10 protein-coding genes are annotated in these 12,532 nt (G+C 59.3%); 7 read left to right on the top strand and 3 right to left on the bottom strand.

Annotation, left to right across the window (positions count from 1 at the left end):
* The first annotated feature begins 107 nt into the window (after positions 1–107).
* Positions 108–533 (top strand): DUF3830 family protein, encoded by a 426-nt coding sequence (locus tag FQ755_RS30885; protein WP_144160085.1) that lies wholly within the window; start codon positions 108–110, stop codon positions 531–533.
* A gap of 162 nt (positions 534–695) precedes the next feature.
* Positions 696–1,913, top strand: a complete 1,218-nt coding sequence (locus FQ755_RS30880; RefSeq protein WP_144160082.1) for a sensor histidine kinase — start codon at positions 696–698, stop codon at positions 1,911–1,913.
* 48 nt (positions 1,914–1,961) lie between these two features.
* Here FQ755_RS30880 and FQ755_RS30875 read toward each other — a convergent pair whose 3' ends face one another.
* The 3 genes from FQ755_RS30875 to shiA all read right to left on the bottom strand — a co-directional run bounded on the left by FQ755_RS30875 (position 1,962) and on the right by shiA (position 5,232).
* Entirely contained in the window at positions 1,962–2,093 is a 132-nt protein-coding gene (locus FQ755_RS30875) for an oxalate:formate antiporter (protein ID WP_144160079.1), read from the bottom strand.
* 10 nt (positions 2,094–2,103) lie between these two features.
* Entirely contained in the window at positions 2,104–3,507 is a 1,404-nt protein-coding gene (locus FQ755_RS30870; RefSeq protein WP_144160076.1) for an OFA family MFS transporter, read from the bottom strand.
* 405 nt (positions 3,508–3,912) lie between these two features.
* Positions 3,913–5,232: a shikimate transporter gene (gene shiA, locus FQ755_RS30865; RefSeq protein ID WP_144160073.1), complete on the bottom strand. Its 1,320-nt coding sequence runs from the start codon at positions 5,230–5,232 to the stop codon at positions 3,913–3,915.
* A 445-nt stretch (positions 5,233–5,677) separates the two neighbouring features.
* Here shiA and FQ755_RS30860 point away from each other — a divergent pair, with 445 nt between their 5' ends.
* The 5 genes from FQ755_RS30860 (at position 5,678) to wecB (ending at position 12,464) form a co-directional block, all read left to right on the top strand.
* Positions 5,678–7,093, top strand: coding sequence for an undecaprenyl-phosphate glucose phosphotransferase (locus tag FQ755_RS30860; RefSeq protein ID WP_144160068.1), 1,416 nt, complete (start codon positions 5,678–5,680; stop codon positions 7,091–7,093).
* Positions 7,094–7,214: 121 nt separating this feature from the next.
* Entirely contained in the window at positions 7,215–8,357 is a 1,143-nt protein-coding gene (locus FQ755_RS30855) for a polysaccharide biosynthesis/export family protein (protein WP_144160065.1), read from the top strand.
* Entirely contained in the window at positions 8,354–8,788 is a 435-nt protein-coding gene (locus FQ755_RS30850; RefSeq protein ID WP_144160062.1) for a low molecular weight phosphotyrosine protein phosphatase, read from the top strand. The genes FQ755_RS30855 and FQ755_RS30850 overlap by 4 nt, the downstream gene beginning before the upstream one ends.
* Positions 8,789–8,931: 143 nt before the next feature.
* On the top strand, positions 8,932–11,211 hold the full coding sequence (locus FQ755_RS30845; protein WP_144160059.1) for a polysaccharide biosynthesis tyrosine autokinase: 2,280 nt from the start codon (positions 8,932–8,934) through the stop codon (positions 11,209–11,211).
* A 125-nt stretch (positions 11,212–11,336) separates the two neighbouring features.
* The gene (wecB, locus tag FQ755_RS30840) at positions 11,337–12,464 is read left to right on the top strand and encodes a non-hydrolyzing UDP-N-acetylglucosamine 2-epimerase (protein ID WP_144160450.1); all 1,128 of its coding nucleotides are present in this window, start codon (positions 11,337–11,339) and stop codon (positions 12,462–12,464) included.
* Positions 12,465–12,532 lie beyond the last annotated feature (68 nt).

Raw genomic sequence — 12,532 nt, 5'->3', positions numbered from 1 at the left:
GGCCTGACCGTCGCGGTCTAAACTGTATCTGTTGACAAGCAACCCTCGCCTGCAAAATGACGGCCGGCCGACCATCCCATTCAACCCGATCAAGTGGACAGACAGCAATGACGCGACTTCGCATATCCTCCTGCGGCCACGAATTTATCGCCGAGACCCATCCGGACGCACCACAAACGGTGGCCGCCTTTCTGCAACTTCTGCCGTATCGCCAGAAAATCATCCATGTCCGCTGGAGCGGCGAAGGCTGCTGGGTGCCGCTTGGCGATTTCAAACTCGAAAACGGCGGCAAGGCCGTGGGTTTCGAGAACCATACGAGCCACCCGTCGGTGGGCGACATTCTGTTTTATCCCGGCGGCTATAGCGAAACGGAAATCATCCTTGCCTACGGTTCATGCTGTTTCGCCAGCAAGATGGGGCAACTGGCGGGCAATCATTTTCTGACGATCGTCGAAGGCAAAGAACATCTGCGCGAACTCGGCACCAAGGTGCTGTGGAAAGGCGCGCAGGACGTGCTGTTCGAACTCGCATGACGAGGCGCAGGGCCAGCATAATCGCGCGTCGGCCACTTTGGACTTATCCTATACGGATTGCTCCAATTGTCAGAGGTAAGTTCTCCGACTCATAACGCGCGCCGGGCGTGATACGCTGACGGGGCATTTTTTCTCCTTCTTCGTGGCGGCAGGCCCTGATTCATGCCCGATACGCAAGTACGTCCACTCCGCGCATTCGCAGAAAGTCTTCGTCTGGACCAGGTCAATCTGACCGAACGGTGGATGAGGGCTGTTTTCGACGACACCGAACTGAGCGATGCCGACAAGCTGACCTACGAACAACTCTCGGACCATGTGCCGGCCATCCTCGAGGAAATCTGCAGCGCGCTTGAGGATCAGGACCTCGACCAGGTCGAGCCGGCCATTGAGCGCAATGCGCGCAAGCACGGCAAACTGCGCTGGAAACAGGGTTACCGCATCGACGAACTGGTGCGCGAACTCGATCTGTTTCGGCAGATGCTGGCGGGTCAGATTGTCCAGTTCAGCGAATCAAGACCGTATTTCACGCGGCGTCACGAAGAGCGGGCCCGCCACTTTATCGACGAAGCTGTCAGTTTCGTTACGCTGACGTCGATTCGCGAGGTTGTCACCGAGCGCGACCGCAAGATCGACGAGTACACCGGCCGGGTGGAACGCGCGAATCACGAACTGACTTTAAAGCAGCGGCTCGTCAGCGATCTGTATGAGTCGCGCATGCAACTCACCCGTAGCGTGGTGCACGATCTGCGTAATTTTCTCAATGTCTTTTCGATGGCGCTGCAATTGATGTCGCGCTCGCCCGCCAAGGTGGAAGCGGCGCTCGCGCTCGCCAATCGCCAGGCCGCGGACATGAAGGAACTGGTGGACGAACTGGTCGAATATTCGGTAGTGCTTGGCGATACCAATCATCTCACGGTCGAGAAATTCGATCTGCGCGAATTGTTCGACGAACTGCTGGCGTCGTGTGGTCCCGCTATCGAAGCCAAGGGGCTGCGCTTGCACGGTACGTTCGACGCAAACCTGGGTGCGATCGTTTCGAACCGTCTCAAGCTAAAGCAGGTTGCGCTCAATCTGCTGACGAATGCCTCGAAGTACACCAAGGCAGGCCAGGTGGAACTGGCAATGACGGCTGACGGCAGCGACCAGTGGCGCTTGCGGGTGGCGGATACCGGCGTAGGCATCGGCGCGTCGGACCGTGAGCGCGTGTTCAAGGAGTTCGAGCGCGCCACTGACGAAGACATCCCCGGTGCAGGCCTGGGGCTCGCGATTGTGCGCGAGTTGACGCGGGTGCTGGGCGGGCAGATCCGCTTCGATTCGCATGAAGGCGAGGGGACGCGCTTCGATATCACATTCCCAATGAAGCTGGAGGTGGCCGGGTGAGCGAGCCGGGCTGCTAGGCTCGCTAATCGAATCGCGGTGGAACCGGCGTCACCTGCCAAACAGCTTCATCGCCTGCAGCAGCGTGTTGACCACACCCCATGCTAGCGGGATCAGCACGTACAGCCAGAATACGGCGAGCTTGGCTGTTGAAGCCGGCTGGGTGGTTTCAGTTGTGCTCATTTCGGCCTCCTTATTGACCGGTTTTGACCTGTGCTTCGCTCATATGGTGCCGGTCATCCACGCGCCTGATCAGCAGATTGCACACGAAACCGGCGACAAGCAGCAGCGCCATGATGTGCACGGTCATCGTGTAGGCATCCGCCTTGGCCACGCCGTGCGCCACTTCGTAGGCTCGGATGTAGTTCACCAGCACCGGACCGGCAACGCCCGCGGCCGCCCATGCCGTCAGCAGACGGCCATGAATGCCGCCCACGAAGGCCGTGCCGAACATGTCCGCCAGATAGGCGGGCACAGTCGCGAAACCGCCGCCGTACATCGAGAGAATCACGCAATAAGCCAGCACGAATAGGGCGATCTGCCCAGACGCGGCGAATCCCGGAACGAAGTAGTACAGCACGGCGCCGAGCGCGAAGAAGATGAGGTAGGTGTTCTTGCGCCCGATCCAGTCGGACGCCGAGGCCCACACAAAACGCCCGCCCATGTTGAAGAGCGACAGCAGCCCGACGAAGCCCGCAGCTGCAGCCGCTGTCACCGTATTCTTGAAACTTTCCTGAATCATCACCGACGCCTGACCGAGTATGCCGATACCCGCCGTCACGTTCAGAAACAGCACTAGCCAGATCAAATAGAACTGCCGGGTTTTCAGCGCCTGATCGATATGCACGTGATTGCGCGAGATCATCTTGTTCTGGGTGCCGACGGGCGCCGTCCAGCCATCCGGTTTCCAGTCGGGCGGCGGCACGCGAATCGCGAGTGCGCCGATCGACATCGAGATGAAATACGCAATGCCAAGTACAACGAAGGTTCCCGCGACACCGTTACCGCTCGCACTGCGGAAATGGTTCATCAACGCGACGGACAGCGGCGCGGCAATCATCGCACCGCCACCGAAGCCCATGATCGCCATACCGGTTGCCATGCCGCGACGGTCCGGGAACCAGCGGATCAGCGTCGATACCGGCGATACATAACCAAGCCCGAGGCCGATACCGCCGATCACGCCATAACCGAGATATAGCAACACGATCTGATGCATCCAGACCCCGACCGCCGAGACCAGAAAGCCGCCGCCGAAGCAGCATGCGGCAGTGAACATCGTGCGGCGCGGACCGACCCGTTCAAGCCACTTTCCGGCAAACGCCGCTGAAAAACCGAGGCACACGATTGCCAGCGAAAAAATCCAGCCAAGCGCGGTGAGCGACCAGTCGTCGGGTGCGGATTGCGTGAGGCCGATCACCTTCGTAAGCGGCCCGTTGAACACCGAGAACGCGTAAGCCTGGCCGATACATAGATGCACGGCGAGGGCGGCGGGCGGTACCATCCAGCGTGAAAAACCGGGGCCTGCAACGGTGGCCTGTTTGGAAAAGAATGGCGCGGAGCCAGACTTTCCCCTTGGCTCGGTAATGCTGCTCATGATGCGTCTCCGTTTTGCGTGTCTTGTTTGTTATCGGCGCTTTATTGGCGCTTATTGGTCACCGCGCGAACCGCGCCGCGTCGCAAAATGCGCGCTACGCCGTCGCGCGATATAGGCACTTTGTTTTCATATTTATCACGAATGCATAGCAACGCGTGTGCCTTCAGCCACACGATAGGTGGTGTCCTTTGCATTGGCAATATGAGACGTCAATGCATAAGGTGTTCGCCTGGTATCAACTAGGCGTCGGGCCGCAGATACGATTGCGCGGGTTCTGGCAGCGCATCAAAAACGCCGAATACTGCGCACAGTGGCATTTTTAAAGGCCTGCAGGGGTGCTTTCAAACACCATCGGACGACAGCGCGCGGCGCGGTTGCGCGCCGCAGCATCAAAGCGGCCAGATGTTAGGAAGCGGGCCGGCCCGTTTTCATACGCGCGGAGACCACGAGCGAAATCAGACATCCGACGCCAAGGTAGGCCGCCACTGGATGCCACGATCCGCCCGCGAGGCTGACCAGCGCCACGGCAATAAATGGAGTGAAGCCGCCGCCCACCACGCTCGCCACCTGATAGCCGACGCCCGCGCCGCTGTAACGGTAGGCAGTGCCGAACAGTTCGGTGAACATGGGCTGCTGCACGCTGACGATCATGTCGTGCGCGACGTTAGCGAGCATCACCGCGAAGATCACGATCCATACCGTCGAACGCGCGTCGAGCGCGAGGAAGAACGGCACCGCGCTCAGCATGCCGACCAGCGCGCCTAGCATGTAGACGCGGCGGCGGCCGAAGCGGTCTGCGGCCATGGCAAAGCAAGGGATCGTCACGCAACTGAGCGCGCCCACCAGCAAGCCGATGTTCAGAAAGAAGGTACGCGGCATGCCGAGGTTGGCGGTCGAGTAATTGAGTGCGAACGCGGTCACGATATACATCGTGAACAGCTCGGCTAGACGCAGCGCGATGATTAAAAGAAACGCCTGCGGATGCGAGCGCAACGCTTCGATGATTGGCAGTCCTGTGCGTTCGGTACCTTTTTCGACGACCTTTTCGACGAACTCTTGAGACTCATCCATGTTCGAGCGGATCCACAGCGCGATCAACACGAGCACGATGCTAAAGAGGAATGGCAGACGCCAGCCCCAGGCGAGGAAGGTGGCGTTGTCCATCGAATGGCTGATGATCGAGACGAGACCCGTCGAAAGCACGAGACCGACTCCATAGCCGACCTGCACGCCGCTGCTGTAAAACGCCTTCTTTCTCTCGGGCGCGCTTTCGACCGCCATCAAGGCCGCGCCACCCCATTCGCCGCCTACCGCGAAACCCTGAATCGCTCGCAACGTCACGAGCAAAACCGGCGCCCACCAGCCGATACGGAGAAACGACGGCAACAGGCCAATGGCGGCGGTCGACAGGCCCATCATCATGACGGTCAGCACCAGCATGCGCTTGCGGCCGAGGCGGTCGCCATAGTGGCCGAAGATGAAACCGCCGAGTGGGCGGAACAGGAAGCCGACGCCGAACGTCGCGAAGGCGGCAAGCGTCCCCATCGCCGGACTGACGTGCGGGAAAAACTGGGTGTTGAAGACGAGGGCGGCGACGATGCCATAGAGCAGGAAGTCGTACCAGTCAACCACCGCGCCGATAAAGCTGCCGAGAGCGGCCCGGCGGGCTTTGCTGGCGGTGATGGGACTGTCGGCCTGGGAGGGTATTGATATCGGGGTGGGCATGGAGTGTCTTCGATTTGCGATAAAGGCTCCCCGAAGAATAATGAGACACCGGACTTTAGACAATCCACGTTTGAGTCGAATTACGTGGTTGCCGCACGTTTTACGCGTTAACACAGAGATGGTGCGATTTTCGCAACGAGCGTCAGGCACCGCGTGATCGCATATCGCCTTCTCCTAAATTGTTCAGATTGGATGTCCGTTGTTTGGGAAACTTCCTAGGCCTTTCAGCCGGAGGTCCGGTGCAAAATACACTCTTCAACACTGTGACGTCGCTCGAGTAGCCTGCGTGACAGCCTTTTACGCAGCTATTCGGTAAAGCGGGAAGCAATGTTTTTCGGTCACATGGAAAGTAGATTTGTAGCGGTTAAATTGGATATGCAGTGGTTAGCGATTGCGCCGGAACCCGGTGCAGCTAACCTGCTGCGAGAAGGATAGGCGGCAATACATGCATACCGCCATTCGACAATGGGGTGGGCGCGACTCGCTGGAACTCGAAAAAGTTCTCGCCCGATTGCTCGACATCTTACTGATTGCGTCAGGTGCTGTTGCCGCATCGTTCTTTCCGTTTGTTCACGTTACGCATTCAATTGCGGAAGGGGCATTTGTAGCGTTTGCCGTCGCGTTCGCAGTCGTACTGTTTCCTGCATTTGGGGTGTACGGCTCGTGGCGAGGGCGCTCAAAGATAGGACTGGCGAGCAGGCTTTCGCTGGCGTGGATTCTGGTGCAAGTCAGCGGTTTGGCGTTGATGTTTGCGCTTCATCGCACCACGGCCGTTTCGCGTGTCTGGTTCTCCTCATGGACCGTTAGCACGGCTGTTGGTCTGGTCGTGTCGCGTTCGGTGTTGTACGCGGCTCTGGCCAGACTGCGGCGTGCGGGGCGAAACCTGCGGACTGTCGCGGTTGTCGGCGCCGGCGCGCATCTTGAGCAGGTGCTGGGCAACGTCGCGGCATCTCCGGCCTCGGGCTTTCGCGCAGTAGGTGTATTTGTCACCCCGGGTGGTATCGAGCCTGCTCAGCGTGATATGCGGGTGTATCGCCGGCTGGATGAGTTCGCCGCATGGGTGCGCGCCGAACACGTGGCGGAGGTGTGGCTGGCCTTGTCAATGTCCGACGAGGCGACCGTTTTGCGCATGCTGGACGAGTTCGGTGGCGACCTCGTCAATCTCCGCTTCATTCCTGACGTGCCGAGCCTCGCCATGTTCGACGGCGAGATGGTCGACCTGATAGGCGCGCCGGCCATCAACCTGATGGCTTCACCTTTATCGGTTCGGGCACGTCTGCAAAAGGCGGCGTTCGACCGGCTTTTTGCGGCAATTGCGCTTATCGCATTGTCGCCGCTGTTAGCTGCTATTGCCATAGCGGTGAAGTTGTCATCAAAAGGACCGGTGTTGTTTACGCAGCGGCGCAAAGGCGCTGACGGCAAGGTCTTCCGGATCTTCAAGTTTCGCACCATGCGTGCGCACGTCGAAGAAGCCGGTGTGATCCGGCAAGCCACGCGAAACGATCCGCGAATTACCCGGGTGGGGAGTTTTCTGCGGCGCACGAGTCTCGACGAACTGCCGCAGTTTCTGAATGTGCTACGTGGCGAAATGTCGGTGGTTGGGCCACGCCCGCATGCAATTGAACACGATGATCATTATCAGAAGATCGTCGATGGATATATTCACCGGTATCGCATCAAGCCGGGTATTACCGGCTGGGCGCAGGTCAATGGATTTCGCGGTGAGACCGATCGAGTCGAAAAGATGCAAGGCCGCGTCGAGCATGATCTGTACTACTTACGGAACTGGTCATTTGGACTGGATATGCGAATCGTGGCCGCAACGGTAATGAAAGGATTCACGCATCGCAATGCGTATTGAGGCACGTTTCTACGCCCATGATTATGCGGGTAACGAAAGAAGTGCAATTAACTTACGAAACAGGTTGAACAGGATGTTAGCTGTGACCCATACCCGGGCCATTGGTCGTCAAGGGCTCTTGATGGCAGCAATCGCGACGCTGCTGTCCGCCTGCGCAGTCGCGCCGGGCATGCGCATGGACACTTCGCCAGTCAGCGGCAACGCCGCGGCGGCCACCGCGCAAACCGGCGGCGCAACGACAGTTGCAGCCTCGACCAATGCCACGCAAAGTACACCGGAGATTCCGGTGACCGAAATCGACGGCACGCTGCTCAAACGCATGCTCGAATCGAAAGCACAGCGGCAATTGCAACAGGCCCAGCTGTTGTCGGAGGCGCCGCAGGCGTACACGATCGGTGCCGGCGATGTATTGCAGATTGTCGTCTGGGACCACCCCGAGTTTGCTGCGGCGCTCGGCACATCGCAGACACAGTCTTCGTCGCACCCGGGCGATCCTATGGCTGGCTTCGTGGTCGATCAAAGCGGCAACCTTTCCTTCCCGTATGCCGGCACGATAGCCGTGGCCGGTCTGCGTACCGACGAGGTACAACGCCGTTTGACGGCAGCGTTGGCGAAATACTTTGTTAAGCCGCAGGTGACGGTGCGCATGTCTTCGTACCGTGCGCACGAGGTGTACGTGGACGGCGAGGTGCATAGCCCCGGCGTACTCGCAGTGAACGACGTGCCGATGACGCTGTATGAAGCAGTCAGCCGGGCCGGCGGCTTTAGCGACACGGCCGACCAGAGCAATCTCGTGCTGGTGCGCAACGGCGTATCTCATCCGGTCAACCTGACGGAAATGCTTGCTCAAGGGGTGAGTCCGTCGCGCCTGTATCTTAAGGCGGGCGATTTGCTGCGTGTGGTGCCGCGCGACGAGAACGACGTGTACGTGATGGGCGAGGTCAACAAACCGGTGTCGGCCATCCCCCGCCGAACCGGTCGCATCACGCTTGCTGACGCGCTGTCGCAAGCAGGCAGCGTTAATTCGAGCACGGCCGACGCCGCTCAGATGTTCGTGATTCGTGGCTCGCTAAACGGCACGCCGCAGGTGTTTCACCTCGACGGTCGCTCTCCGGTGGCCATGTTGATCGCCAAAGAGTTCGATCTGCAGCCGAAAGATGTGGTCTATGTCGACGGCAGCGGTCTGGTGCGCTTCAACCGTGTTTTGAGCTTGCTGATGCCGCTGATTAACGCTGGTTTGACTGCGGGAGTGGTGGCCAAGTGATCGACAACCTCCTCATCATCTGCGAAGGCAACATCTGCCGTAGCCCAATCGCGCGCGCGCTGTTTGCGCGTGAGTTGCCGCGTGCGACGGTGGTTTCCGCAGGAACGGGTGCGTTGCTGGGGCATGGCGCAGACCCTGTCGCTGTCGAGTTAATGGATGTGCGCGGAATCGATCTGCGCGGACACAGTGCGATGGCGTTGAACCTGCAAGTCGTTCGCGAAGCGCAGCTTGTCTTGACGATGACACAGGCACAGCGCGAGTACATCGAGACGGCGTACCCATTCGCGAGAGGACGCGTCTATCGTCTCTGCGACGACCTCGATGTAGTCGATCCGTACCGGCAGGATCGTGCCACCTTCGATACATCCGTGGCGCAGATCGAACGAGGAGTTTCGCGCTGGCTCGATGTAATAAGTCGTCTGGCGTCCTGAGAGGGGCACTGTAACGCGACAGCAACGCAGAACCCCTGCATCAACGACACCCACGAACACGCAGGGCCCGCGGCCGATTTGTCCGCCCGCTAACTCCGGAATGTGCACGCCGCACGCCGGTCTTTTTTTGTCACTAATTTGCCATGTCATCTGCCGCTGGGGACCGCCCCGATACACAGGACGAGCTCGATCTCGTCACCGTCATCGACACGATCGTGTCGAACCGCTGGTCGATCCTGTTGATCACGGCAGTATTCGCCTTACTTGGCGTAACGTGGGCATTTCTTTCGCATCCGCAATATCAGGCGGACATTCTTGTACAGGTGGAGGACAGCCCTGATGCAGCGGCGAGCAGCCTGCTGGGTACGGTGTCGTCACTGTTCGACGTCAAATCGTCGGCTGCGGCCGAGGCGCAGATTATTACCTCGCGCCTGGTTGTCGCGCGTTCGGTCGATGCATTGCGGCTCTACATCGATGCATCGCCGAAGCGCTTTCCGCTTGTGGGCGAATTCGTGTCGCGTTTCAACACGGGCATCACGCGGCCGGGCGTGCTGGGAATCGGCGGCTATGCCTGGGGGCAAGAAAGTGTGGACGTTGCGCGCTTTGATGTGCCCAAGGAGATCGAAGGCGACAAGTTCTCGCTGACAATGGAAGCGGATGGCCGCTATCGACTCTCCGGTTCCGATCTTGATCAACCAGTACACGGCCAGGTAGGCGTCGCATCGACCTTCAGTACCGGTTACGGTCCCATTGTCCTCCAGGTAACGTCGTTCAATGCACAACCCGGAACCCGGTTTAAGCTGATCCGTAACTCGCGCGTTGACACGATCGCCACTCTGCAGAGCAATCTCGACGTCCAGGAGAAGGTCAAGCAGTCGGGCGTGATCGTCGCGACGCTGACCGACGGTGATTCCGAGAAGGTCAGCCGTACATTGCAGGAAGTCGGGAACCAATACGTGCGCCAGAACATCGAGCGCAAGTCCGCCGACGCAGCCCAGTCGCTTTCATTTCTCAACACGCAGTTGCCGGTGCTCCTGAAGCAACTTCGAGATGCAGAGCAGCGCTACACGACGATGCGCAACCAGCGCGGCACGGTCGATCTTTCGGAGGAAGCGAAGCTCGCGCTTCAGCAAGGCGCGGATGCGAAAACGCAATTGCTGATGCTGCAGCAAAAGCGCGCTGAACTCGCTACACGCTTCAACGATGAACATCCGGACATCGTCGCGCTCGACAGGCAGATCGGCATTCTGCGCCAGCAGCAAGACGTGATGGAAGGATCTTTACGACGATTGCCGGATATCGAGCGGGATGCAGCCGAATTGACGCTCGACGTCAAGGTCGACACGGATCTTTATACGGCACTTCTGAACAACTCGCAGCAACTGCAGCTCGTCAAGGCCGGCAAGGTGGGAAGTGTGCGCCTGATCGACAGCCCAATTGTGGCGGATCAGCCCGTAAAACCGAACCGTCCGGTCGTGATTGCTGGCGCAACCGTGGTCGGGCTGGTGCTGGGCCTCGTGTTCGCATTCGTGCGCGAATTGCTGTTTGCTGGCGTAACCACTGCCGATGAGATTGAACGGGGCACCGGGTTGGGCGTCTTCGCGTCCATTCCGATGTCGATTGCTCAAAAGGAACTTCACAAACGGTTGGCCGACCGGCCGGGTCACGTACAACTGCTTGCTACGGAAGCGCCGCAGGATCAGGCGGTCGAAAGTCTGCGCAGTCTGCGCACAGCCCTGCAGTTTTCCATGCTGAGCGATCTGAGCAAGGTCGTGCTGGTTACGGGGGCAGCGCCTGGTGTGGGCAAATCGTTCGTGACCGCCAATCTCGGTGGCGTGCTGGCATCGACGGGAAAACGGGTGGTGATAATCGACGGTGATCTGCGCCGCGGTTATCTGAATCAGTATTTTGGCGTTGGGCGCATGCCGGGACTATCCGATTTAATTGCGGGCAAAGAGGCCGATCACCAGACCGTGCAACGGATCGCGCAGCCACGCCTCGACTTTGTTGCGGCCGGTACGACGGCGCCGAATCCTGCGGAATTGCTGCTGTCGGAGCGCACCGGTCGGTTGGTCGAGATGCTGCGTGACAACTACGATTATGTGCTGATCGATGCGCCCCCGATGCTGGCTGTCGACGATGCAGCGGTGCTTGGCAAACACGCCGGCACGGTATTGCTGGTGGCGCGCGCGGGCGAAACCCGTATCGGCGATCTGAACGAATCGATCAAGCGGCTGCGGGCGGGCGGGGCGAAGCCGACCGGAGTAGTCCTGAACGGCCTGCCGGTGCGATCGGCGCGCTATGCATATGGCAGCAAACACGGTGACTATCGGTATACGAGCTACGACTACGGCGTCACGCCGCAAAAGCGCGGTCTGTTCCGACGTATCGGCGATGCGCTACGCGTGAAGAGAGGTCGGTGATGGACTGGTGTCGATTAATCGATTCCCGCTCATCACAGCACCGCTTACTACATCAGATGGAAAAAGCCAACCTGCCGCCAACCTTGGCATCGGAAGGTGTGGATCCTTCTTGCCTTCGTACCTCAATGAATAAACGAATACTGCTTGCCTTTGGGACTCGACCCGAAGCCATCAAAATGGTGTCGCTTGTCAAAAAGCTCAAAGAGACTGACGGGATTGACTGCTTCGTCTGCGTGACCGGTCAACATAGGGAGATGTTGGATCAGGTGCTGGACCTGTTTCAGATTCGGCCGCATTTCGACCTGAACGTGATGAAACAAGGACAGGATCTCTATGGTCTGACGAGCGCCATCATGCTTGGCATGCGCGATGTGCTAAGCGACTGCCGGCCGGATCTTGTGCTGGTGCACGGCGATACCACTACGACCATGGCGGCGAGTCTCGCTGCGTTCTATCAACGCATCCCGGTTGGGCACGTTGAAGCGGGCCTGCGTACCGGAAATTTGTTATCGCCTTGGCCCGAGGAGGCCAATCGCAAACTGACCGGCGCACTGGCCACACTGCATTTTGCGCCGACCGAAAGGGCACGTCAGAACTTGCTGGCGGAAGGCACGCCCGATGCGCAAATCGCAGTGACAGGCAATACCGTGATCGACGCGCTGCTGCAGGTGCGTGGAATGCTCGCGGAGAACGCCGAACTGCGCGCCGCTGCTGAGCGGTGTCTGCCGCCTATGAAGCCGTCGCACCGTATGCTGCTCGTCACCGGGCATCGGCGCGAAAGCTTTGGCGACGGCTTCGAACGAATTTGCGCCGCGCTGGCGCGGATTGCACGCGAGCGCCCCGAACTCGAGGTGGTCTATCCGGTTCATCTGAATCCCGCAGTGCGCGGCCCGGTGAATCGCTTGCTCACCGACATTCCAAATATCCATCTGATCGAACCACTCGACTATCTGCCGTTTGTTTTGCTGATGGATCGTGCGCACGTGATCTTGACCGATTCAGGTGGCGTGCAGGAGGAGGCGCCGTCACTTGGCAAGCCTGTGCTGGTCATGCGCGAGACCACTGAGCGTCAGGAAGCAGTTGACGTCGGCGTCGTGAAGCTGGTTGGCACTGACACCGAAGCCATTGTAAGCGGCGTGCTGCGCCTGCTGGACGACCCGATTGCATATGACGCGATGAGTCGCGGCGTCAATCCTTATGGCGATGGCCGAGCATCCGAGCGCATCGTCAACATACTTACGGCGACCTCATAAGCCGGCGCCTGCCGGTATGCACTCGCAAATCGATCTTGTTCAACAGCACATTCAACAACACGATTAAA

The organism is Paraburkholderia sp. BCC1885 (assembly GCF_900996235.1).
Classification (GTDB): domain Bacteria; phylum Pseudomonadota; class Gammaproteobacteria; order Burkholderiales; family Burkholderiaceae; genus Paraburkholderia.
This window is presented reverse-complemented; position numbering and strand designations above follow the sequence as displayed.

Bases quoted from the DNA above. Each gene is read 5' to 3' on its own strand.
- FQ755_RS30880 (WP_144160082.1), top strand. From the start codon at position 696: ATGCCCGATACGCAAGTACGTCCACTCCGCGCATTCGCAGAAAGTCTT.
- FQ755_RS30875 (WP_144160079.1), bottom strand. From the start codon at position 2,093: ATGAGCACAACTGAAACCACCCAGCCGGCTTCAACAGCCAAGCTCGCC.
- FQ755_RS30845 (WP_144160059.1), top strand. From the start codon at position 8,932: ATGTCATCTGCCGCTGGGGACCGCCCCGATACACAGGACGAGCTCGAT.
- wecB (WP_144160450.1), top strand. From the start codon at position 11,337: ATGAATAAACGAATACTGCTTGCCTTTGGGACTCGACCCGAAGCCATC.
- shiA (WP_144160073.1), bottom strand. From the start codon at position 5,232: ATGCCCACCCCGATATCAATACCCTCCCAGGCCGACAGTCCCATCACC.
- FQ755_RS30885 (WP_144160085.1), top strand. From the start codon at position 108: ATGACGCGACTTCGCATATCCTCCTGCGGCCACGAATTTATCGCCGAG.
- FQ755_RS30860 (WP_144160068.1), top strand. From the start codon at position 5,678: ATGCATACCGCCATTCGACAATGGGGTGGGCGCGACTCGCTGGAACTC.
- FQ755_RS30855 (WP_144160065.1), top strand. From the start codon at position 7,215: ATGGCAGCAATCGCGACGCTGCTGTCCGCCTGCGCAGTCGCGCCGGGC.
- FQ755_RS30870 (WP_144160076.1), bottom strand. From the start codon at position 3,507: ATGAGCAGCATTACCGAGCCAAGGGGAAAGTCTGGCTCCGCGCCATTC.